A 20671-nucleotide genomic window follows, 5' to 3' on the forward strand; every position below is an offset into this window, starting at 1 on the left:
CGATTCGCTTAAAAATTTAGCCTCGAAAGTCGAATAGCCCGAGGCGGGACTCAATATTGCTGGACCGAGCCCTCGCGCATTATTTTGCCGAAGGCAAAGTAAGTAAGATATACCCCAACGGCGAGGTATATGGCTGATAACAGCGCCAGGGAAACTAAGTCCTTAATTAACGAGGCGGGCGACGCAGCGTCAAGCATGGATGATCTAAACCCATCCAAGGCCCAGGTGAGTGGAATTGCATAGCTAATGTCCGTCAAGGCCTTGGGCAGTACTGTGACTGGGAACACTGTGCCTCCCAGCAAGTTGCTGGCCACGGAGGCGAACAACGCAACGGGGTTTCCTTGCTTGACTATGAGAACCGTGGCCCCCGCTATTAGATTTAGTCCAATAATGGAGACCAAATAGAGAAGCATCACCAACAACCAGGATACCCAATTTACGTGGTACCTAACGCCGAGCCCTAACCCTATCAACAATGTCATCAAGGCATTTATGGAGTTTATGGCAAGGCCCCACGTGGAGGAGTACATCATGAACGATATGGGGTTCAGGGGAGCCGCTATGTCGTATTCCAAAGTTCCTATCAACTCCTCATTCCTTATCCTGCCCGCCAGGGTGGTTATGGATGACGAGAAATAGCCCTGAAATGCCAGGCCAACGGTGACGAACGCCACGTAGCTCCCCCTCAAGCTAGCCGCGCCGGACCCCAGCGCTATGCCTATGAAGTAGTATATGAATACGGGCAAGGACCAGCTGGCCAGGTTCAGCGCGACTTGGGTCCTATAGCTTATCCACACCTTGAATCCGCGTATTACAATGAATGAATAGAGCCTATCCATCACTCCCATTGCCTCCACCTCCTACTCATCACCCTCCCCTCGCTTGCCACCTCCACCTCCACATCCAGTATATCCCCCTCCACGTAATTGGGGGCCTCACGCATTAAGTCGGAGAACTTATCGACATCCATCTCCAAAATAAACTCATCGCCATTTATCTTGGTTACCTTTATGCCGTTCCCATTCAACCTAACACTGCCCTTGACAAGCATCCTGACTATCTTGAGCGGGCCAGACTCCTCAACTATCTTCTTGTTGAAGTATAAAACCCTGGTAGCCAGCGATATCTCCTGGGGATCGTGACTAGCTATTATTACCAACCTATCCCTTAGCTTCCTTATGTAGTCCAGTATCTTCCGCCTTCCATCCACGTCTATGCCGCTCGTGGGCTCATCCAGCAGCAAGACGTCGGGATCATGGATTAACGCCCGCGCAAGCTCTAGGCGGCGCATCATGCCTGTGCTGAAGGTGGCCACCCTATTATCAGCTCTATCCTCCAAGTCCATTAATTCCAGCACCTCCCTGGCCCGCCGCTTCGCATCGTTTATGGAGAGGCCATACAATGTGCCGAAGAAGATCAAGTTATCCATCGCGGTCAACCTCCAATATACTCCCCTATCCATGGGAGTCATGAAGCCCACGCTCCTCCTAGCCCTTGCCTCGACGGCATCGAATCCATTAACCAACACCCGCCCCTCGTCGGGCCTTAGTATGCCAGCCATTAATTTCAACAAAGTCGTCTTGCCGGCGCCGTTGGGACCCACCAAAGCTATGGTCTCGCCCTTCTCGGCCGAGAAGTTAACTCCATCTATGGCGACTATGGAGCCAAACCTCTTCCTAAGGTTAAGCGCGACCACCGACATTATATCCAGTCCGTGTAACTAATTAAGCGTTTAAATTTTTCCAGCAAAGGATTAATGGATGGACACGAGGAGAGTCGAACCGATTTCCCTGCCCTGAGAGGGAGAGGCTTGATATCTTAACATAAAATATATTGGCACGCCCTATGAGGAAAGCGCGACTGATTTTTAAGTTTGGAGATTTTCTTTCCCAAGTGCCTCTCGGCAAGCGATTAACCGAACTGGCCGTGGAGGAGGTATCCAAGGCAGTGCTGGGGCGGGAGGTGGAGGTGAAGCTATTGCTGGCCACTTTAGTATCTGGGGGGCACGCCTTGATAGAGGGGCCGCCCGGTCTCGCCAAGACGACGCTCGCCAAGGCATTTGCCAAGGCATTGTCCCTCAAGTTCAGCAGGATTCAGTTCACGCCCGATATGTTTCCTAGTGACGTGACGGGGACCTTAATATATAACCCTAAGACCAATGAAATGGAGACGAGGCTGGGGCCCGTGTTCGCGAACATAGTACTTGCCGACGAGATAAACAGAGCGCCGCCTCGCACTCAATCCGCGCTGTTGGAGGCGATGCAGGAGGGGCAGGTCACCATAGGGGCTGAAACACATGCTCTGCCGAAGCCATTCATGGTAATAGCCACGCAGGACCCCATTGACACCGAGGGAACGTACCCCCTTCCGGAGGCGGAGCTTGATAGGTTTACCATAAAGATCGAAATGACGTACCCTAGTCGAGAGGTGGAGGCGCAGTTAATAGATGATCACGCAATGACCGCGGACGCGGTGGATCAAGTGCTCTCCAAGGACGATATAGAGGCACTGCAATCCAGGGCCGCCGAGGTTCGAGTAGCGAGCGACGTCAAGGAGTACATGCTTAGGCTAAGCGAGGCCACCAGGAGGAACCCCGCCATCAGGCTGGGAGCCAGCCCCCGCGCGACCCAGACGCTGGCCAAGCTGTCTAGGGCATGGGCTGCGATTCACGATAGGGACGTGGTCACGATCGACGACGTCAAGTTCCTGGCCACCTTCGTGCTGCCCCACAGGGTGTTCGCGATTCGCGGTAATCCCCGCGATATAATCAAGAAAATAATAGACGAGACCGAGACCCCGTTCCTGGGGAGAATGTAATGGAGATGCACTTGGCTTACCTGGTGTTGGCCCTCACGTCATTGATGTACTTGGCGTTATTCACATCAAATTACTCGGCGGCGTTCGTGATAGCGGGGGCAGCGATAGGCTTGTCCCTTTACTTTTCCGAGGAGCACGCACGGCTTTCCAAGTGCGCCTCAACGCCTCCCACGGTTAATCCCACTGCACTGCGGATAAAGGCGGGAGAGGAACTGGAGCTAGCGGCGAGCCATCCATGCAGGGAGGCCAGCATGTCTTTCCAATTGGATCCTCACGTGGGAATCATCTCCATAAATCACGGCAATGGGAGCGCCGTGGTCAAGGCACGCGCAAAATGGATTGGGGATATAATCGACGCCGTTACGGTCAATGTGAGCGCTCGGGATGTGCTTGGCTTGGTTCGAGTATCCAGGACGCACGTATTGGGAGTTCGCCTAACCATAGAGCCGCCCGGGGCTAGGAGCGGGGGCGAGCGGGGGGACTTCCTGGAATCGCTTAGGCCATACGATTACTCCGAGCCGGCCACGTGGATACATTGGCCCACCAGCGCACGGCTTAACGAGTTGATGATTAGGTCGCCGAGGAGGTCAACCGGCCGAAGACTCGGCGGGATCAACGCGGTGTTGGAGTGGAGTAAGTGCATGGCTGAAGGAACGGAGAGGAGGAGGATAGATAAGGCATTGATGTTGTTGAACTCCATGGAGGTAAGCTCCCTTTGCCTAGCCGGGGAGGAGGGGTGCATCAGGGTCAAGTGGGATTTGTATGAGGTGGAGAGAGCTTACTCTGCGGCGCCCGTCATCTCCAGATTCCTTGGCGCTGTTGCTGCTAGGCGGACAGTGGTGATCACGTCCATGGAATGCATAGACATGGCCTCGCTGATCCTGCTCGCTAGGCGCCTGCCACCGGATGGGCGGATAATACTGGCCACGCCGGAACCGGGGACCCGCGTCGACGCGAGGGGCATGAATGTGGAGATCATTTAATGGAGCCCCGGCGGCTCTTCCCTGCATAACCAATCATATTTTCCCATCAGGTCCACGCGCTTGCCTTTCAAGTGCCGCGCGATGGCTGCTGCGGCCGCCGAGATCCCCAGGGGGCGCGGAATCAGTTTATCGGTGCGCTCCATCGCATATCTAACCGCGATATTCAAGTCCCTTCTCCAATCCATCAATAGGTGCGCCATTTTCCATCCCTCGAACACGCGGATGTTGTAGATGATCTCGGGGTCCTCCCCCGGCCTGGGGGGCGGTATGAGCACGGGTATCCCTTGCAGCCATGCCTCCCAGACTGTGGCCAGCCCTCCCCTAGTCACTATCACTTTCCTACCACTCCCGTACTTGTAGGACTTGAGCGCGGCGTTGGCGGCCTCAACGCCTGATCCGATTACCCTCACTCCCCTGAACCTATATATTTCCCTTCTATATTTATGGACGGCGGGCGGTATTATTATCTCGTCCACGGGCTTGAACCCGTTGAAGCACGCGCCGGCCGGCGCCGAGACGAATGTGAGTATCCCCTTCTCCGCCTTACTGAACCAATCGATCACTTCATCGCCTACGTCGACCCCGAACTCGTCCGCGTATCTCCTCAGCATTACGTGCTCGTGGAGGGATAATACGTAGGCGGGAAGCATTATGGCTGGGTATGCGTTTATGTATAATGGATCCTCTATCCTCACCTCGAATTGCCTGTCCCTCGCATCCCTTACCTTTATTTTTCCAATGGAGAGGTCCATGAATCTCCGCCCCACCGCATCTCCCACGTGAGGTAGCTTCCTCGCGTAGTCCAGAAACGGTCCTCCCCAATATAGGGCCGGCTTTAACGCGTTACCCAATTCCCTGCTAAGCAGGTAATCATCCCCGAATTGATTCAATATGCTTGCCTGCTCCTCGTATATCCACGGCACCACTATTGGTGCGCTCGTCCCCGCGTATCTCCTCACCAGCCTAGCCAATTGATACGCCCTGGTGTAGGGACCGTTTCCGTGATTGAAGGCAAGCACTATGAAGTCCATTGCCCCTCTGCGCGATCCGGGAGGAGGGTCACTTAAGTTCTCGCCTCGTAGGTAGTCGGGGATTCTAGTAACTCACTGACCTCCTCCCCGCCCTGAGGGGCGAGGGTTCCCTCTGGGCGGTTCATGGGTTTGCGGTTCACCGCCTTCACCCTCATCGCTTCACCGCTGTGGGAATTACCCACCCCACTCCATTCATCCAACGGTCATTCATTTCAACATATAGAAAAAGTTTATATAGAAGCGGTCTGAAGGCGATGCCCGATATGAGCTCGCAAGCCTACTTAACGCAAATAGGAGGAGTGCCTGTATTGGTACTGAAGGAGGGAACGCAAAGGGCATTCGGCAAGGAAGCGCTTAGGGTTAACATAATGGTGGCTAAGGCCATCACGGAGGTAATGAAATCCACGCTGGGCCCGAAGGGCATGGACAAGATGCTGATAGACAGCCTTGGAGATATAACTATAACAAACGATGGAGCCACCATCCTGAACGAGATGGACGTTCAGCACCCCGTGGGCAAGCTATTGGTTGAGATAGCCAAGACCCAAGACGACGAGGTCGGGGATGGAACCACCACATCCGTCATATTGACGGGAGGATTGCTGGACGAGGCCGAGAAGTTAATAGATAAGAACATACACCCAACAGTAATAATAACGGGTTATAAGAAGGCCTTGGACATAGGTATAGATCACCTGCGGAAGATAGCCATACCGGTTAAACGCGACGACGTGGAGGTCCTCAAGAAGGTGGCGGCCACATCCATGCATGGCAAGATAAGCGAGACCGTGAAGGACTACTTCGCGGAGCTGGCGGCCAAGGCCATGATGCAAGTAGCGGAGCAGAGAGGCAATGAGTGGGTGGCCGACTTGGACAACGTCCAAATAGTCAAGAAGCACGGCGGCAGCCTCTTCGATACCCAGCTCATAGATGGCATTGTTATTGATAAGGAAGTCGTCCACGCATCCATGCCGAAGAAGGTAGAGAACGCCAAGATAGCCCTACTGGACGCGCCGCTGGAGGTGGAGAAGCCGGAGATAGATGCAGAGATAAGGATAAACAGTCCGGACCAAATAAAGACTTTCCTCGATGAGGAGGAGAATATATTGAAGTCCTACGTTGACAAGCTGAAGTCCATAGGCGCAAACGTGGTGTTCACTACTAAGGGAATAGATGATATTGCCCAGTACTACCTCGCCAAGGCGGGGATAATGGCGGTCAGGAGAGTTAAGAGAAGCGATATAGAGAAGCTGGTCAAGGCGACCGGAGGCAAGCTCGTCACCAACATAGAGGACTTGACCCCCAACGACTTGGGATTCGCCGGGTTGGTGAAGGAGGAGAGGGTGGGCGATGAGAAGATGGTTTTCGTGGAGAAGTGCAAGAACCCCAAGGCAGTCAGCATATTGATAAGGGGAGGATTTGAGAGACTGGTCGACGAGGCGGAGAGGAACCTAGTAGATGCGTTAAGCGTGGTCTCCGACGTCATAGAGGACCCATACATAGTTCCAGGCGGCGGCGCGGCGGAAATGGAGGTGGCCAAGGTAGTCAGGCAGTACGCCTCCAAGGTAAGCGGGAGGGAGCAGTACGCGGTCGAGAGCTTCGCTTCAGCCATAGAGACGGTGCCGAAGACCCTGGCCGAGAACGCCGGGCTCGATGCGATCGATATACTGACGGAGCTTAGGCATGTCCACGAGAGCAAGGATGATGGGTGGAAGTATGGAGTCAACGCGTTCTCCGGCAAGGTAACTGACATGACGGAGACCAACGTGGTTGAGCCCCTGTCCGTCAAGATACAGGCAATGAAGGCGGCCGTGGAGGCCATGACGATGATAATGAGGATAGACGAGATAATTGCCGCAAGCAAGATAGAGACTGGAGGCAAGTCCGGGGAGGGCGGCGAGGGAGCTGGCAGCAACCCACCCAGCTTTGATTAGGAAAGCGACATTTTTTAAATCATAAATTCAATATTTAATTCCTATATATAATTTCGTGCCCACCTGCGGTGGCTTATCCACGTTGTCCAAGCCCACTATGAACCCGCCCGCCGATATTCTGTACGAATTCTTCCCAGAGGCGTATACCACTCCCCACATGTACACGCTCCAATTGCTGGGCTCATCGCGTTCCTCCGATATCTTGAGGTGAATCTTCTTTCCCACCCCTGCTGCGAATTTTGAAGGTACCTCCACCACGGCATTGCTGCCCAGGAATAGCCTGGCCACCCCGCCCTCCATTTCAACCTTAACCACATCTAGATCCGCTTCGAAGGAGTACATGATTTTCAATGCACCAAAGCACTTAAAAGCATTCCCTCACCGCACTTTCATGTCTCTGGCCGAGAGCAATAGGCGATTCCTGGTGGAGGTTGCCTCCATGCTTGGCAGGAAGGTAATGGTGACCACGGCCACAGGCCACTACAAGGGCATTCTGGCTGGCATGGATAATAACCTAAACATAGTGCTGACCGATGCAATAAACGATAGGGGGGAGAGGGTCAGCAAGGTGCTGCTCTCAACCGGTAATTGGCGGGAGGTCATAATGACCGAGCAATACCTTGACTTAGCGGACTTCGCCAAGGAGTTGGAGAAGTACTTCCCAGGAATGATAAAATACGTGGAGGAGGCAAACTTAATACAAGTGGGCGAGAGCGTTAGAGTGACACAGAATGGGGTGGAGGGATCTGGACTGACCGCCAAGCGCGTGAAGGAATTATTTGATAACTACCTAAAGCGACGACAATGAATGGGAGGCATCGTGGGCGAGGATGTTCGAGATAACCGATAAGGACGATGCGGCGAGGATAGGGCTGCTCCACACGCTCCACGGCGTCATACGAACGCCCACGATGTTCCCGGTGATAAACCCATCAAAGCAGATAATACCGCTGGACCGCTTGAAGCGGGCCGGGTTTAACCATTTCATAACCAATGCATACTTGATACGAAATAATTATGGAGACGTGGCGGCGGAGACTGGGATTCACGGCTTATTCAACTGGGATGGGCCGATAATGACTGATTCAGGCGCGTATCAATTGATGCAGTACGGCTATATAGACGTTGACCCGGACGAGATAATAACGTACCAGGTAAGGCTGGGGACGGATATAGGGGTTATACTGGACCTGCCCACCAGCATTGGGACTCCCAGGGACGTAGTATACATTGAGGTGGAGGAGACTATTAGGAGGGCGCGGCGGGCATTGCTGCAGCTGGAGGACGAGGACCCAAATCACAGAATGCTCAGGGTGGGTCCCCTCCAAGGCGGCACTTACTTGGACTTGCTGGCTCGCTCCTCCCGGGTAATGGGTAGGCTCGATTTCGATTTATACGCGATAGGCAGTCCGACTACCCTACTGGAGGAGTATGAGCTGGATGGAATAGCAAAGATGATAATAACGGCCAAGCTGAACGTGCCCGCCGGGAAGCCCATACACCTCTTCGGCGCGGGCCATCCATTGATAATACCGCTGGCTGTTCTGCTCGGGGTAGATCTCTTCGATTCGGCGTCGTACGTGTTGTTCGCCAGGGATGAGCGGTTAATCATGAGGGACAGGACGGTGAGGCTCAATGAATTGGATGATGATTACGTCCTCCACGCCTGCGGGGATTGCGAGAAGTCGATTAGGGAGATCAAGGAGCTGCCCAAGGACGAGCAGGAACGATTGCTGGCCCTCCATAACCTATACACCATAGCGGAGGAACTACAGGAGGTTAGGCAGCGAATACGCGAAGGCTCTCTCTGGGATTACGTGGAGGGCAAGGCAAGGCAGAACATAAAGCTCTACAAGGCTTACAGGTTAATAAGGAGCTGGGGATTCAAGAAATTAATTGCCAAGCTGGGCAGCGAGACTAAGGCCAATACGCATGAACTGGCCGTCTTCGACGCGGTGGACGCCGGCCGCCCCGAGGTGATCCTATTCAAGGAGAAGGCGGGGAGGATGGAGATGAGCGAGAAAGCGATCATCATAGTGGGATACGACGAGAAGCCCATAATACGATCCCCCCTGGCGCCCCTCCTGGAGAGAATAGCTAGGTGCGGCGTCAAGGTCTACATCTATGACGGGGCGCTGGGGGCTGTGCCCCTTGAATTAAGCGACGTATACCCAGTGCCACAAATAACAGGCTACGCTATGGCGAGCGTGGAGGTGGCGGGAAGCGATGTTGTGGTCGTTACGAGCGAGGAGGCTAGGAAGAAGGCAGAGCGAGTGACCACTAGTGGAAGAAAGAGGCTTTTCGTGATTCCCAGCTATAAGGTGATCTACTCCTACGCCGATGAATTGATAAGAAGCATTTCATGCGTTGAGTAGCATCATATGTAGAGCGAGGTATCCTTGCGGCCCTCCATCTGCTTCATCTGCTTCTGGATCTCTTCCTCCAATGCCTGGGCGTCCTCGTATAGCTTGGCCAGATCTAGCTTTACGTTGAACTTGCTGGAGAAGTAAGATAGACCAGTTGCGGCGGCCCTGGGATCTGCAAGGGATGGATTAGCGTATGGCAGTATAGCCATGGCGGGGTATGACTTGGACGCGAATTCGTTCATCATTATGGCAAGGGGCCCCAGCACCAAGTAATTATCGTTCAATAAATTCTCCGCCACGTCCCTCCTAGTGGAGATCACCTTCACCCCCAACTCGTCGCGCGGATCCCTTAGAGAGACATCAAGGCCGCCGAACAACACTACGTTCTTGAAGCCCGAGGCAATGACCCACTTGGCCAATTCCCTGGACGCCGAGAATAACTGCCTATCCGGTATTCCATAATTGAATAATGCAACCGTGATTCCATTACCTGGACAATTATAGATATCGCCCGGCGACGATAGGATTCCCTTCATATACGACGTGTAGGGCATGGCTACTCCCATGAATCCTATCCTCTCGCACGGCATAGTGGTCACCAAGTGGCGGACAGCTAGGTAACCCACCAGCCCTATTCCATGGAATCCAGTGATGAAGAAGTCCACATCAAATATGGGCTTATTGAGAATTATGCTAGGCATTGGACATCTCCTCCAGCCGCCGCAGTCTCTCTATCACGTTTAGCAACGCGGGTATCTCCGCGTCCGCGTTTACCATCTCCAGCGCCGAGCCGTCCACCAGGCAGGTAAAGCCATGCTGCGAGGCCTCGCTGTCCGGGTACCTCCTGAAACACATGGGACAAACATAGAACGATGAATCGTGCAGCGACTTAACCACCTGCTCCAGCTTACCTCTCGTCTCCTTTATCACCCACTTAATGAATTTATTCATGCTTTCATAGTTTATGCTCCACCGTATCTCCTGCATCCCGCCGTATTCCATGGTTTCCTTACCCTTCACTACCAAGCCAACTCCATTCAATAAATGAAGCACTCTACGCACCTCTATTGCATTCACGCCAAGAGTGGATGCTATCTTCTCGTCGGGCATCGCCTCATCCTTGCTTAACAAGGTGTTTACTATGGCCACGGCCAGCTTGCCTAACTCTGGATTATCATACTCTATGGTTATCCTCCTATAAACGTACTCCGTTACCATGTTCGCCAACTGCTGCTGCACGACGTGGCCCAGCCTCAATGCTTTAAAAAGTTGAGCGCATTAATTAAGCTGCCAACGATAAATACCCCCCCTCCTCGCTCACTGTGTGCAGGAACCCGTCTTGGCCAGCTTCACCAGATTATCTAGGAATTGATTTAGCTTGCTCTCTATGTAACCCTCTATTATCCTTTGGCCTACCGCAGCCATTATTCCGCTCATGCTTAGATCCGCGTCGTAAGATACATTGCCATCTCCTATCTTGGCCACTATGTTGGCGTCCAACGTGGTTCCAGGCCCCTTACTCTTCAGCCTCAACTTGATGGAGCGGGTCTCATTATCCACTTGAATTATCGAGATCGAGGTATTGAAATCCCCCCTCACTGGACCCATGTGAACGAACAATTTCATCTCGTAATCCTGGCCCACCTTCTTCACCTCCTTAACGTCTGGAACGCACTTAACCACGTCATCCAATCTCTCAATTATTAATTTCCACATCTCGTCCGACCCTATATCCATCGGACGCTGGCCTGTCAGCTTCATGGAATAATGAAGCGGCATTCGCTTTAAAGCTTTCCCGAGAAACGCATTTAATTAAACGGGCGCCAATCACGCAATGATCTGCACCACAGTTAATGGCAAGTATGAGACCGAGATATTCTCGAGGGCGGATTACATAGTTTTAATCAAGGATGGGAAAATAATATACAAGGAGGAAAACCCAGCCCTCCACGTGAAGGAAAGAAGACCAACCGTGGCCAAGCGATGCATGGAGCTGGGCGCGCAAGTCATTGTGGCGCCGCATGGATCGCTCTGCCTTCCATCATACATGATCCTCTCCAAGGGCGGGAAGGCAATGTACGTGACCAAGACTGGGGAGGCGGTTGATGAATTGAGAGTATGGCCCATTAACGCGGGCGAGGTGGCTTACTCCTCACTACTAGCAGTTTGGGAACGGATTAGCCGTGGCTGAGGGTAATTATTGATTAGGTAAATGCCGAGCCCTGGGATTCAATCAAACGACTTACTGGGCTCCCATCATCCTCGCTATATCGTATATTATGGCCGGTTTCCAATAGAGTGCGCTGCGCTCCCTGAGTATCCCGATTATCCAAACGACGAGGAAACCGAGCCCTATTAAGGTGCCGAGCACCACCGATATTATTAGGTGCAGGATCGGTATGAATATGAATGGAATTGATATGATGCCGAGCACCACCTCCACCACTATTATAAATAATCCGAAGGAGATGCTGAGGTAAGACCAATGCTTCACGTAATTGGAGTTGGGCTTCATTACGAGGCCCAGTATTCCTCCCACCAACGGTATCACCCAAGCTATCAATGCCCAGGTATGCTCCTCGTTATCGACTTGAGCCATGGGATCATAGATGATGATCCGTTTATAAAGATTGCTTAAGAAACATAACCAGTTAAGCAACAGAATAATAGACACGTCGCTCCCGCGAATACCGAGAGAACATCGGGGAATAGTTTTAAGCCTCCTTAATTAGACGAGCGCGTGGATGTATTGGAGCACCGCAGGGCCCTCATCAAGTACTTCAAACTCAGCCACGAGGTTGGGCTGAATACCTTGATGGGGGGAAATGCCAGCATTAGAATGGGCAACCGCGTGTTGATTACTCCAACCAACGCTCCGAAGACGGAATTAACGGAGGAGGACCTAGTGGAGATAGACCTGGATGGCAATGCAATCCTGGGCAATAAACGACCATCTAGTGAGTGGAGAATGCACGTGATGATATATAAGTCGACCAGTTACGGCGCGGTGTTCCACGCCCACCCGCCCAATGTCTTGACAATAATGAACGCTGGAATCCCACTGGATGAATCGTTCAGCGAGCTCAAGTCATACGCCCACGGCGTGGCCGTGGTGCCCTACATAGAGCCAGGCACGCAGGAGTTGGCCGATAAAGTTGCGGAAGCAATGGCTAGGGGAGCCGACTTGGTGATGTTAGAAAAACACGGGGCCGTGGCCGCCGCCGCATCAATACAGGAAGCATTCAATAAAATGGAAGTACTGGAAATGATAGCATACGTAACCCTCTCCTCGACTAACGCTAAAAAAGCAATGCGCAATATTCCATGAAGCCCAAAACCCCTTCTTCACTAAATCGCCAGCGGATCTCTCTTCATTCTATTAATGATTCATTCCCCTAATTTCCACATTTATCCGACGCTTTTAGATTTAACTCATTGGAGGGTTAAGGGATGAACTGAGAAGCCCGGCCCACGAGGACAGAGTAGTTCGCCCTAGATGGAAAGAGCATAAAGGATAAAAATGGTTACTGAATATCCACTATATCTGCTTATTTCAATTATTTCCTCATTCTAAGTGCCTTCATAACCATAACATGCCTATAATGGCATAAGTATCTTGTTGAATGCGATGTAACTGAAAATAATATGAAAGAGAAATAACGTTTTGAAAAATTCTATTCTTACTAATCTGAGTTATTGATGATTATTTAGTGCTCTCACTTCCTCCGCATAATTCTCCATAGTATTGTCTCAAGGCCCTTTTATAGTTAGGTATAAGACCCTTATCCTCTTCCAGTATGTAAGACGCTAAAAGACATACTGCCTTCTTCATCATATCTAGATCATTGAGAGTTAAGATGAAGAAGAGTAAAGAAGCTGGATCCTTTGTCCTTTTGTACACTTCATCAAGTATTTCATAGCTCTCTTGCAGCTCACCTATTACCCTCAATGAACTCGCTAGCTGTATAAGGCACATGTCCTTATGCTCTCCGTTTAATCCCTTTTCCAATGCAAGCCTATACAATGGTATTGCTTCTTTCTCTTTCCCTAAGTAATCCAAGACATTGGCATATTCGTATATAAGCCGTGGATCATTACCATATTCCTCATAAAGTCTCTTAAAATATTCCTCAATCCTCTCATCCGGTTCTTCATATCCCTTCCTTATTAACTCCTCTATATCATTTACCATTTATTATGAAGTTAATAGCAACTTAAATTGTTTCTCTCTCATTAAGATCCATTAAGGCTATGATGTCGGAGCTATTTTTCATGGTTACAAGAAAGACTGCCAAAATAGAAATAAAAAAGAATTAATAGATAATTCCTTGCCATGCTCTTTGCATATAATGTATCGAGAATAGCGCATGGGCTTGGTACAGCATGCTATAAACGTGATGCTGATAGAAATATCTAAGTATTGAGAAGTATTTGAGGGAAGTTATTTAGAGGCTCATTAATGGGCTTAAATAGAGCTTAAATATTGGAGAGTAAAAGTGGAGTACCGTGAGTAGGGCGGCCAGGATCAAATCATTGCTTTATAGGAAGCTCTTTCATTTGATTCTCTCCGTTTTCCTTATAATTCCATTTGTAATAGAGTTACAGCTCCAATTAATCACGTATTACTATCTTGTGCTGCTCATATTGGCAGCCATGCTTTATGCAACTCAATTGAAGAGACCCATAATATCCATGGTTATAAGCCAGGCATTGGATGATGCGCGGAAATCCATCAGGGAGCAATTGGTGAGGGTATTGAGCACAATACAGCGAAGCGGGGAGGGCGAGGTTCTTTTCACGTTTAACAAGTTAGAGAGCGTGTTCAACGAGACCCTGAACAGCATAGAGAGGGATTATGAGAAGAGGGGGGGTTACTTGGGAGTGTTGATGGGATCCGTGGGGGTCTATGCGTCCTACACCGCCTTCGGTCAGTTGGCCGTCTACGGCATACTTGCATTGATATTCTACGATACATTCAGCGCATTGATTGGAACCGCGTTCGGAAAGCATAAGCTGCCCTACACTAGTTCCACGGTGGAAGGGGCGATCGGCGGATTGCTGGTGTACGCGGCCGTGTTATCCATCTTCAATTTCAATATTTTGGACTTGATAGTGCTGGGCATAGTTGCAGTTTTATCCGAGGCGTATGGAGTGGAGGATAACTTGACGATCCCCATATTCACGTCATTGGCGGCTTTCCTGCTGGGCATGCCAACGATCCTTTAACTATCCAGTCCCCAAAGCCGCGGCCACCAAATCCTGGCATTTGACCTGCGCCACTAAATGTTAAAATGAGGCGGGTGGACGCCAATCGCGTGAGCGTATCCGTAAATCTGCGCGACTTGGAGGAGTTAATGGGCCGTAAGCTCTCCATTGATGACTTGCGGGAGCTCATCAAATTCGTTAAGGCAGAAATAGAGGAGGCAAGGGACGAGGAGGTGGAGCTTGAGGTGACACACGATAGGCCAGATCACTTCTCGGCCGAGGGATTATCCAGGACTCTCAAGGGCGTGTTGGGAATAGAAACTGGGCTGACCGAGCTGGAGTTTAAGTGGAGCGATGGCGCGGCCATACATGAGGTGCCCAATAGGAGGTACGCTGTTTTCGCCATTGTGCACGGGCTCTTCTTGAATGATGAGGCCCTTAAGCAGTTGATACAATTGCAGGAGAAGTTATCAACTGTCTACGGCAGGAACAGGAGAAGAGCATCAATAGGCATATATGACTTAGCCAAGGTGGAGTTACCCATAGAGTACAAGCAAGTGGATCTGGACAAGGTCAACTACGTCCCCCTTGACTCCAAGGAGGCAATACGAGGGGCTCAGCTCCTTGAGACTGAAAAGGGTAAGATGTACGGCGAGTATGCATTGATGAACGGCAAGGTTCCCGTGATAATGGATTCCGACGGCAATGTGCTGGCTGTCGCCCCAGTGCTCGGCAGCGAGATCACTAAGGTAGACACAGGAACCAGGGATGTCCTCATGGATGTCACAGCCATTGACCCCAAATCGCTTCGGGAGGTCTTCACCATATTCATCTACGGCTTGCGGGAGAGGACTAGGAACCGCAGGGTGGAGATAATAGGGACCAATGCATTAACGCCCGCAGATCTATCGATTAGGAAGTGGAGGCTAAGCTTGAACTTCGTCAATGACTTGCTTGGAACGGAGCTTGACCAAGCCAGCGTGGCTAGCGCATTGCTCAGGGCCAGGCACGGAGTCAATTCATTAGATGGGGGAGAGGTGGAGGTCAGCGTTGCTCCCTACCGGCTGAGCGTGATTCACCCAGTGGATTTGGTCGAGGATGTGGCAATACTGCATGGATATCACAACATGGAGGGCGTCTATCCCCCAAGCCCATCCGGGGGAAAACTGCATCCCTTGACCAGGCTGAGCTCCCTGGTTAGGGAGGCAATGGTTGGCCTAGGCGCGCAGGAGGTATTGAATTACGCATTGACGGATCCATTCCTGGCATCACTGGATGGAACTCCGGTAAAAATCCTCAACCCAATAAGCGAGCTTTACTCCATGGTTAGGACGGGCATATGGCCCCAACTGATCTCCACCCTCGTTAGGAACAAGACGCTGACTGCCAGGAAACCCAAGGTATTCGAGGTGGGGAGGGTAGCCTTCGTGGCAGGAGACTCAGTGGTTGAGGAGAATCACTTGGGATTCGCTGTGACAGGTGACGAGGTGACCCTGACCGATGTGCTGGTCATCCTAAATTCCTTGCTTTACCAATTGAATGTCAAGCCCAACTATTCATCTATGCAGGATAGAAATGGAATAAATGGGAGAACTGTTAGGGTTATGGTTGATGGGATCCCCGTGGGCAAGGCATTCGAGGTGAACCCAGACATATTGATTAAGCTGGGCCTCGAAAACCCCGCGGGGGCGTTTGAGGTGAACCTAGACGAGCTGGCCAAGATCATCCTCGCGCAGTGAGGGGAGATGGAGGAACCCGCTCCGCTGCATTAATGGATCCCTCAGGCCCGACCCATGTATGATTGCCTACATTTCATTGAGTGCCTTCCGAAAATGGGCGGGGATTGATTTATGGATATCAAGCGATTGAAGCTGGGCGTTAGGTGCAGCCCAGACTTCGATGGTATTGCAACGAATTTCCTATCAATAATGAATGAGTACTTGTTAGATGACATGAGGAACTGTGTGAAGGCGGTTTACGTCGATGCTGAGTTAATCGGAAACTTACTGGCCAGCACGGGCCTGCTTAGGTTCATTAACTCGAACGGCGTGGAGGTGATAATACCCTCGGGGGTGCCTTTGACCGTGTTGTCCAGCATAAAAAGGTACGTGGATAGGGTGGCGGTTCACCTAAGTAGTGGGGAGTCTTTGTCGCTCGCCGTGGATGGGTTGTCCCTATCATCCATGTCGCCCAACTTGGATTTGCTGGATTATCCTGTGGAGAGGCTCTACGTGCTGTTATCCCCAATTGAGGTGAGGAAAGGCTTTAACTTGATATCCAGCGTGCCTTTACTTGATGCGAGTAGGTTGAGGAGCGTTAGCTTAGTTTTTCCCTAGCCTTTTTGACCTATGGTGGCTATGGAGGCATATATGTAGCCCATTACCTCCCTCCACCTGAATACGCCGTTCTCGTAATCCACGTATCCCCTTATCACGCTTCTCTTACTGATGGAGGAGTGAGCACCGCAGCGCGGGCAGTATAGTGTGAGGAAAATGGGGTTCTCCGCCAACACTAAGTTGGCCTTTCCGCATGAAGGGCACACATAGCTTGTTCCCATCTCCATGTCTTTTGCCTGCCATTCCTGTTTATAATACGCACATCTATTTTAACCATTATGAATAAATATTAGCTCGCGCGATATGAGGGATGATGAAAATCGAAAGTTTCGGGGACAACCCTTGGATCCCCATAATACGGAGCCACCCCCTCAACAAGGAGCGCTTGGAGTACTTCAATTCATTGCCATCATCCAAGGAGTATAACAATTATAAACGGGATTAAGCCCAACGCCACCGGTATCGGGAGGGCCGGCGCGTATCCCTTCTTGGGCAGTAGCACCTCTATCGTTATGATTAAGCCCGACGAGACGCATGCCATGGATCCCAGCACGGCGGTGACCGTCACCAAGGGACCCAGGCTGGACGAAACCAAGACGTCCAGGCTGGCTATCATGGAGTAAATCACCAAGTCGCCCACTCCCAAGCCCAGATCTCCGATGTCCACCATTAATCCCTTCAACACGTTCCTCTTCTCCCGCCTCTCCTCTTCCCCACTGGCCGATACTAACTTGCCGAGCAATCCCTTGTACACCATAACTATATCATATATTATCAGGGCTATTGGCAGTATCAGCAAGGTGAGCGGTGGAAACGTGATGGACAGTATGGTTCCTGCCATCGCGCTGTACAGCGTTATGCTGACCGTGCTGCACAAACCCTCCCTGGCCAAGGCGCAATACACGATCAATGCCGATAAGACCGTTATGAACGCATATAGGGCATACGCATTGTTAAGCAATGGTATATCATATAGGTAGCCGAACACGCCTGTGAAGAATGCAACCATGGAGAAGACCATGATGGTTATAAGCGCTGCCTTCATTGCGGTGAATAGCTTGATCTTGCCGTACCTTATCAATGCGTATATTATGGCCGTCATAACTACCATCAATATCACTATTATCAAGATGTTATATACTCCGGATTGAACTGTATTGCTTTGCTTGAACGGAGGACCCGATGGAACGTAGGTAACGTGCACCGACACGAGGCCCACTGTCAATGCCGAGCCCATTATCATGGCCATCAACGGCGCCGTCAAGTAAAGCAGCCACTTGTGCTTCATTAACCATACAGCCCAACTGGATATCTAAATAAACATTATTCAGCTTTTGAGAGAGCAAGGCGTAAAGCCCAGCAATCTGCTCGATACTGATATCCACTCATGTAATGCTGCGCTCGTTGGGTTACGTGGAAAAGCTTATTTACCATTGACGAAAGTAGGGTAACCAATAGTAATGATATCATTGCCAGAGGGCGTGTTAAATGGATTGAATGCAGTATCAGATGAATTGGAGAGGATATTCTCGGAAATAGATATGCCGGAGGCATTGAAGAACACTGTGCGGCATTACTTAATGAATAGGGGCAAGATGATAAGGCCCATGTTAACGCTGCTGACGACTCACTCATTGGGGGGAAATGTCTCCAACGCCATAAAGCCAGCCATAGCCGTGGAGCTGGTACACATAGCATCGTTGTTGCAAGACGATATAATGGATGGCCATATTATGAGGCGGGGAACGAGCACTCCCTTCCATATGTTTGGTCTTGAGAACACTATGCTAGCAAGCGATCTGGTGATAGCGAAGTCCATAGAGTATGCAATAATGTCCGACAAAAAAGTGGTGTTCGAGTTGGTGAATGCGTCAATAAAGCTATCCATTGGCCAATCATATGAAATGGAATATAGATACTCCAAGAAAGCTACAATAAACGACTACCTCAAGATGGTTTCCTACAAAACGTCATCCCTAATAGAGGCTGCGTTGGCGATAGGGGGATACATGGCCAATGCCGACAAGGACACCATAACCAAGCTCAGGAAACTCGGAAACCTAATGGGAATAGCATACCAAATCAGAGACGATATAATAGATAACCTAGGCCTTGACGAGCAGAACCCAGAGGCCGCGGGCACAGGCCTCAACATAGTGGAGCTGGTGGGCAAGGGAACGGGGGAGGCCATTGCAATACTGAACAAATACTTGGATGAAAGCGTGGAGCTGGCGAAGAGCATATTTGCATCAAATAATGGCGAATTTGTAGAGCTAATATCATTCTTGCGGCTGGAAGCCAAATAGGCATAATTAAGTAGGCAATAACCGCTAGGATCAAGAATTGGAGGTTTTACCGAGGTTATCCAAGATCCTCTTCAGCTTATAGATCACGTCCAGCGAATCCCCTCCAAACACGTATGTTATGGGCTCCATGCCGAAACCCCCCATATCCACCACGGCATCGACATCCTTGGATGACGCCTCCTCCGCAACTAACTTTATCACCTCATCCTCGCTCGGGGCCGATGAGTGAGCTATAACTGAGTACTTAAAGCCTGCCACCTCCAAAGACTTCTCTATCTCTTTGTCGTATCTTATCGATGCAACGGCCCTAATCCTAGGCCTGCGCCTACCCACCTCCAGCATCACCCTACCCAGATGAGTGCTCACCCCATACGCTGGAACACCCCACGCCCTGGGCCTGCCCCGCTCCAAGCCTATCCTGCCCGGCACGGCGGCTATGTCCATCTCATTCCTGGGATTCGGAATAGACTCCGCTATATTCATTAAAACCCTAGGCACTAGCCTTGCGAATGCCTCATCACCCTCTACCTCGCTGACGGCTGAGACCAGATTCCTTATCACGACGTCCCTGGGGCTCAGTATCAACTCGCAGGCCCTGCAATTGGGCGGTATCCTGGGGTTCACCTGCCTATGTGAGCTACAATAATCCAAGCGGGATAGATTTAATAATGATTTATTTGTGAGGTACTCCAGAGCTTCTTGAACCTTGCCGTCAATAACCAAGGACACCGCTATGCCCGCCATGGAGTCTATATCCGCTAAATCCAAGCCTTCCGCGGCCGCCCTATTGCGCAGCTCGTCGTGGCTGGATATTATCTTATTAACCATGGGCTGGGTGACCCCTAACAGCCTGGATATGTTGAGTTGGGTATAGCCAGCCCTATATAGCCTCCACGCAACTTCGCCCTTGACTACTCTCAAAACGTGATCCGATAGAAACTCCAACCCTGTGTCTAATGACATGATTGCCACCGCTCACTTAGAAGCACGTCCCGCGATTTATTGTCATGCAATGGCGGAAATCCCTCCGCATGCAGATCCGGAAAGAGCGATGATGAGCCGGGCAATGGATCCAAGATGTCTCCGCACGTGAATCGAGGGATAGATTCATCCGTTTAGAGGTGGCTAGCATTGATGTCTTTATGGAGGCTGAAATTTAAATGTTTCCACAATTCCATTATCTTCAAATTGTCACAATTAGTTTTTGATTGTTTTAAAATGCCATGCCAAGCTATGCCTGCCCAGCCGCTTCCTCCTCGCTCTCCACTGACTCCACTATGCTCAAAATGCTTCGTGGCTGGTATCCAATCAACATCTTCCATAGATCAGATTCCCTATACACGCCGTAAACCTTCCCTCTCGCGCTGCGCTTCACGACCTTTATCAAGCCCTTCTCCACTAACTCCTCCAGGAAGTTCCTTATCACGACGCTCTCCGCCCTGGGCGATTTTCTACTCCTTATGCTTATGTCTTGAGCTAACTTGCTGGGTCTCAAGGTTACCAAGCGGCCCCGTGAGTTTACAACTAAGTCCTTCATGACTTGCAGTACATATATTTTTATGTTTCTCGCGTCCATAGCGGCGACCGCCACTACCTGCCTCTGGACCTGAGAGGAAGCCATGGAAAAAAGCCCACCACTTAATTGCTTATAAATAATATCGCATATTAACACTAACATATATTTGCAGGATAG

Annotated in this window: 24 protein-coding genes; 11 read left to right on the forward strand and 13 right to left on the reverse strand. The window is 50.8% G+C overall.

Annotated elements, in window-relative coordinates:
* Nucleotides 1-50: 50 nt before the first annotated feature.
* Both ACZ5ZS_RS06150 and ACZ5ZS_RS06155 read right to left on the reverse strand, forming a co-directional pair.
* Nucleotides 51-848, reverse strand: a complete 798-nt coding sequence (locus tag ACZ5ZS_RS06150) for an ABC transporter permease (protein WP_188596936.1) — start codon at nt 846-848, stop codon at nt 51-53.
* Nucleotides 839-1702 carry an ABC transporter ATP-binding protein gene (locus ACZ5ZS_RS06155; RefSeq protein WP_188596730.1) on the reverse strand — a complete coding sequence of 288 codons (864 nt, stop codon included), beginning with the start codon at nt 1700-1702 and terminating at the stop codon, nt 839-841. The genes ACZ5ZS_RS06150 and ACZ5ZS_RS06155 overlap by 10 nt, the downstream gene beginning before the upstream one ends.
* Before the next feature lie 191 nt (nt 1703-1893).
* On the opposite strand from ACZ5ZS_RS06155, the gene ACZ5ZS_RS06160 reads away from it, so the two are divergent.
* Both ACZ5ZS_RS06160 and ACZ5ZS_RS06165 read left to right on the forward strand, forming a co-directional pair.
* Nucleotides 1894-2817: an AAA family ATPase gene (locus ACZ5ZS_RS06160; RefSeq protein WP_229657724.1), complete on the forward strand. Its 924-nt coding sequence runs from the start codon at nt 1894-1896 to the stop codon at nt 2815-2817.
* Nucleotides 2817-3800, forward strand: coding sequence for a DUF58 domain-containing protein (locus ACZ5ZS_RS06165; protein ID WP_188596732.1), 984 nt, complete (start codon nt 2817-2819; stop codon nt 3798-3800). Before ACZ5ZS_RS06160 ends, ACZ5ZS_RS06165 begins: the two co-directional genes overlap by 1 nt.
* Here ACZ5ZS_RS06165 and ACZ5ZS_RS06170 read toward each other — a convergent pair.
* Nucleotides 3797-4831, reverse strand: coding sequence for a hypothetical protein (locus tag ACZ5ZS_RS06170; RefSeq protein WP_188596733.1), 1035 nt, complete (start codon nt 4829-4831; stop codon nt 3797-3799). The genes ACZ5ZS_RS06165 and ACZ5ZS_RS06170 overlap by 4 nt on opposite strands.
* Nucleotides 4832-5094: 263 nt before the next feature.
* On the opposite strand from ACZ5ZS_RS06170, the gene thsB reads away from it, so the two are divergent.
* On the forward strand, nt 5095-6765 hold the full coding sequence (thsB, locus tag ACZ5ZS_RS06175) for a thermosome subunit beta (protein WP_188596734.1): 1671 nt from the start codon (nt 5095-5097) through the stop codon (nt 6763-6765).
* 27 nt (nt 6766-6792) lie between these two features.
* On the opposite strand, the gene ACZ5ZS_RS06180 is transcribed toward thsB, so the two are convergent.
* Nucleotides 6793-7107, reverse strand: a complete 315-nt coding sequence (locus ACZ5ZS_RS06180; RefSeq protein ID WP_188596735.1) for a hypothetical protein — start codon at nt 7105-7107, stop codon at nt 6793-6795.
* Nucleotides 7108-7156: 49 nt separating this feature from the next.
* Between ACZ5ZS_RS06180 and ACZ5ZS_RS06185 the strand changes: the two genes are divergently transcribed.
* Together ACZ5ZS_RS06185 and tgtA are read left to right on the forward strand one after the other, a co-directional pair.
* A complete protein-coding gene (locus ACZ5ZS_RS06185) occupies nt 7157-7573 on the forward strand; it encodes an Lsm family RNA-binding protein (protein WP_188596736.1) in 417 nt (138 codons plus the stop codon).
* A 22-nt stretch (nt 7574-7595) separates the two neighbouring features.
* Complete coding sequence (tgtA, locus tag ACZ5ZS_RS06190; RefSeq protein WP_188596737.1) at nt 7596-9140, forward strand: tRNA guanosine(15) transglycosylase TgtA; 1545 nt, start codon at nt 7596-7598, stop codon at nt 9138-9140.
* 2 nt (nt 9141-9142) lie between these two features.
* On the opposite strand, the gene ACZ5ZS_RS06195 is transcribed toward tgtA, so the two are convergent.
* From ACZ5ZS_RS06195 to ACZ5ZS_RS06205, 3 genes are all read right to left on the reverse strand, one after another.
* On the reverse strand, nt 9143-9832 hold the full coding sequence (locus tag ACZ5ZS_RS06195; protein ID WP_188596738.1) for a proteasome assembly chaperone family protein: 690 nt from the start codon (nt 9830-9832) through the stop codon (nt 9143-9145).
* On the reverse strand, nt 9825-10370 hold the full coding sequence (locus ACZ5ZS_RS06200) for a transcription initiation factor IIE subunit alpha family protein (protein WP_188596739.1): 546 nt from the start codon (nt 10368-10370) through the stop codon (nt 9825-9827). Before ACZ5ZS_RS06200 ends, ACZ5ZS_RS06195 begins: the two co-directional genes overlap by 8 nt.
* A gap of 78 nt (nt 10371-10448) precedes the next feature.
* A complete protein-coding gene (locus ACZ5ZS_RS06205) occupies nt 10449-10892 on the reverse strand; it encodes an SRPBCC domain-containing protein (RefSeq protein ID WP_075060249.1) in 444 nt (147 codons plus the stop codon).
* A 73-nt stretch (nt 10893-10965) separates the two neighbouring features.
* Between ACZ5ZS_RS06205 and ACZ5ZS_RS06210 the strand changes: the two genes are divergently transcribed.
* Nucleotides 10966-11322 (forward strand): hypothetical protein, encoded by a 357-nt coding sequence (locus ACZ5ZS_RS06210; RefSeq protein WP_188596740.1) that lies wholly within the window; start codon nt 10966-10968, stop codon nt 11320-11322.
* Nucleotides 11323-11373: 51 nt separating this feature from the next.
* Here ACZ5ZS_RS06210 and ACZ5ZS_RS06215 read toward each other — a convergent pair whose 3' ends face one another.
* A complete protein-coding gene (locus ACZ5ZS_RS06215) occupies nt 11374-11730 on the reverse strand; it encodes a hypothetical protein (RefSeq protein WP_075060248.1) in 357 nt (118 codons plus the stop codon).
* Between the two features lie 141 nt (nt 11731-11871).
* On the opposite strand from ACZ5ZS_RS06215, the gene ACZ5ZS_RS06220 reads away from it, so the two are divergent.
* Nucleotides 11872-12459, forward strand: coding sequence for a class II aldolase/adducin family protein (locus ACZ5ZS_RS06220; RefSeq protein ID WP_188596741.1), 588 nt, complete (start codon nt 11872-11874; stop codon nt 12457-12459).
* 375 nt (nt 12460-12834) lie between these two features.
* Here the strand turns inward: ACZ5ZS_RS06220 and ACZ5ZS_RS06225 are convergent, their stop codons facing one another.
* Nucleotides 12835-13323 carry a tetratricopeptide repeat protein gene (locus ACZ5ZS_RS06225; protein ID WP_075060247.1) on the reverse strand — a complete coding sequence of 163 codons (489 nt, stop codon included), beginning with the start codon at nt 13321-13323 and terminating at the stop codon, nt 12835-12837.
* Between the two features lie 314 nt (nt 13324-13637).
* On the opposite strand from ACZ5ZS_RS06225, the gene ACZ5ZS_RS06230 reads away from it, so the two are divergent.
* The 3 genes from ACZ5ZS_RS06230 (at nt 13638) to ACZ5ZS_RS06240 (ending at nt 16672) form a co-directional block, all read left to right on the forward strand.
* The gene (locus ACZ5ZS_RS06230) at nt 13638-14357 is read left to right on the forward strand and encodes a diacylglycerol/polyprenol kinase family protein (protein ID WP_188596742.1); all 720 of its coding nucleotides are present in this window, start codon (nt 13638-13640) and stop codon (nt 14355-14357) included.
* Between the two features lie 89 nt (nt 14358-14446).
* Nucleotides 14447-16075 (forward strand): phenylalanine--tRNA ligase subunit beta, encoded by a 1629-nt coding sequence (gene pheT, locus ACZ5ZS_RS06235; RefSeq protein WP_188596743.1) that lies wholly within the window; start codon nt 14447-14449, stop codon nt 16073-16075.
* 111 nt (nt 16076-16186) lie between these two features.
* The gene (locus ACZ5ZS_RS06240) at nt 16187-16672 is read left to right on the forward strand and encodes a hypothetical protein (protein WP_188596744.1); all 486 of its coding nucleotides are present in this window, start codon (nt 16187-16189) and stop codon (nt 16670-16672) included.
* On the opposite strand, the gene ACZ5ZS_RS06245 is transcribed toward ACZ5ZS_RS06240, so the two are convergent.
* Entirely contained in the window at nt 16669-16899 is a 231-nt protein-coding gene (locus tag ACZ5ZS_RS06245) for a hypothetical protein (RefSeq protein ID WP_188596745.1), read from the reverse strand. The genes ACZ5ZS_RS06240 and ACZ5ZS_RS06245 overlap by 4 nt on opposite strands.
* Nucleotides 16900-17081: 182 nt before the next feature.
* On the reverse strand, nt 17082-17960 hold the full coding sequence (locus ACZ5ZS_RS06250) for a hypothetical protein (protein WP_188596746.1): 879 nt from the start codon (nt 17958-17960) through the stop codon (nt 17082-17084).
* 172 nt (nt 17961-18132) lie between these two features.
* On the opposite strand from ACZ5ZS_RS06250, the gene ACZ5ZS_RS06255 reads away from it, so the two are divergent.
* Nucleotides 18133-18978 (forward strand): polyprenyl synthetase family protein, encoded by an 846-nt coding sequence (locus ACZ5ZS_RS06255; RefSeq protein WP_188596747.1) that lies wholly within the window; start codon nt 18133-18135, stop codon nt 18976-18978.
* Nucleotides 18979-19008: 30 nt separating this feature from the next.
* Here ACZ5ZS_RS06255 and ACZ5ZS_RS06260 read toward each other — a convergent pair whose 3' ends face one another.
* Complete coding sequence (locus tag ACZ5ZS_RS06260; protein ID WP_188596748.1) at nt 19009-19941, reverse strand: thiamine-phosphate synthase family protein; 933 nt, start codon at nt 19939-19941, stop codon at nt 19009-19011.
* A 268-nt stretch (nt 19942-20209) separates the two neighbouring features.
* On the reverse strand, nt 20210-20599 hold the full coding sequence (locus ACZ5ZS_RS06265; protein WP_188596749.1) for a hypothetical protein: 390 nt from the start codon (nt 20597-20599) through the stop codon (nt 20210-20212).
* Nucleotides 20600-20671: the final 72 nt, after the last annotated feature.

This window comes from Thermocladium modestius, from assembly GCF_055398215.1.

Excerpts from the sequence above, each read along its gene's own strand:
- ACZ5ZS_RS06150 (WP_188596936.1), bottom strand. The coding sequence starts at position 848 with ATGGGAGTGATGGATAGGCTCTATTCATTCATTGTAATACGCGGATTC.
- ACZ5ZS_RS06155 (WP_188596730.1), bottom strand. The coding sequence starts at position 1,702 with ATGTCGGTGGTCGCGCTTAACCTTAGGAAGAGGTTTGGCTCCATAGTC.
- ACZ5ZS_RS06165 (WP_188596732.1), top strand. The coding sequence starts at position 2,817 with ATGGAGATGCACTTGGCTTACCTGGTGTTGGCCCTCACGTCATTGATG.
- ACZ5ZS_RS06170 (WP_188596733.1), bottom strand. The coding sequence starts at position 4,831 with ATGGACTTCATAGTGCTTGCCTTCAATCACGGAAACGGTCCCTACACC.
- thsB (WP_188596734.1), top strand. The coding sequence starts at position 5,095 with ATGAGCTCGCAAGCCTACTTAACGCAAATAGGAGGAGTGCCTGTATTG.
- ACZ5ZS_RS06180 (WP_188596735.1), bottom strand. The coding sequence starts at position 7,107 with ATGTACTCCTTCGAAGCGGATCTAGATGTGGTTAAGGTTGAAATGGAG.
- ACZ5ZS_RS06185 (WP_188596736.1), top strand. The coding sequence starts at position 7,157 with ATGTCTCTGGCCGAGAGCAATAGGCGATTCCTGGTGGAGGTTGCCTCC.
- tgtA (WP_188596737.1), top strand. The coding sequence starts at position 7,596 with ATGTTCGAGATAACCGATAAGGACGATGCGGCGAGGATAGGGCTGCTC.
- ACZ5ZS_RS06195 (WP_188596738.1), bottom strand. The coding sequence starts at position 9,832 with ATGCCTAGCATAATTCTCAATAAGCCCATATTTGATGTGGACTTCTTC.
- ACZ5ZS_RS06205 (WP_075060249.1), bottom strand. The coding sequence starts at position 10,892 with ATGAAGCTGACAGGCCAGCGTCCGATGGATATAGGGTCGGACGAGATG.
- ACZ5ZS_RS06210 (WP_188596740.1), top strand. The coding sequence starts at position 10,966 with ATGATCTGCACCACAGTTAATGGCAAGTATGAGACCGAGATATTCTCG.
- ACZ5ZS_RS06215 (WP_075060248.1), bottom strand. The coding sequence starts at position 11,730 with ATGGCTCAAGTCGATAACGAGGAGCATACCTGGGCATTGATAGCTTGG.
- ACZ5ZS_RS06225 (WP_075060247.1), bottom strand. The coding sequence starts at position 13,323 with ATGGTAAATGATATAGAGGAGTTAATAAGGAAGGGATATGAAGAACCG.
- ACZ5ZS_RS06240 (WP_188596744.1), top strand. The coding sequence starts at position 16,187 with ATGGATATCAAGCGATTGAAGCTGGGCGTTAGGTGCAGCCCAGACTTC.
- ACZ5ZS_RS06245 (WP_188596745.1), bottom strand. The coding sequence starts at position 16,899 with ATGGAGATGGGAACAAGCTATGTGTGCCCTTCATGCGGAAAGGCCAAC.
- ACZ5ZS_RS06250 (WP_188596746.1), bottom strand. The coding sequence starts at position 17,960 with ATGAAGCACAAGTGGCTGCTTTACTTGACGGCGCCGTTGATGGCCATG.
- ACZ5ZS_RS06255 (WP_188596747.1), top strand. The coding sequence starts at position 18,133 with ATGATATCATTGCCAGAGGGCGTGTTAAATGGATTGAATGCAGTATCA.
- ACZ5ZS_RS06260 (WP_188596748.1), bottom strand. The coding sequence starts at position 19,941 with ATGTCATTAGACACAGGGTTGGAGTTTCTATCGGATCACGTTTTGAGA.
- ACZ5ZS_RS06265 (WP_188596749.1), bottom strand. The coding sequence starts at position 20,599 with ATGGCTTCCTCTCAGGTCCAGAGGCAGGTAGTGGCGGTCGCCGCTATG.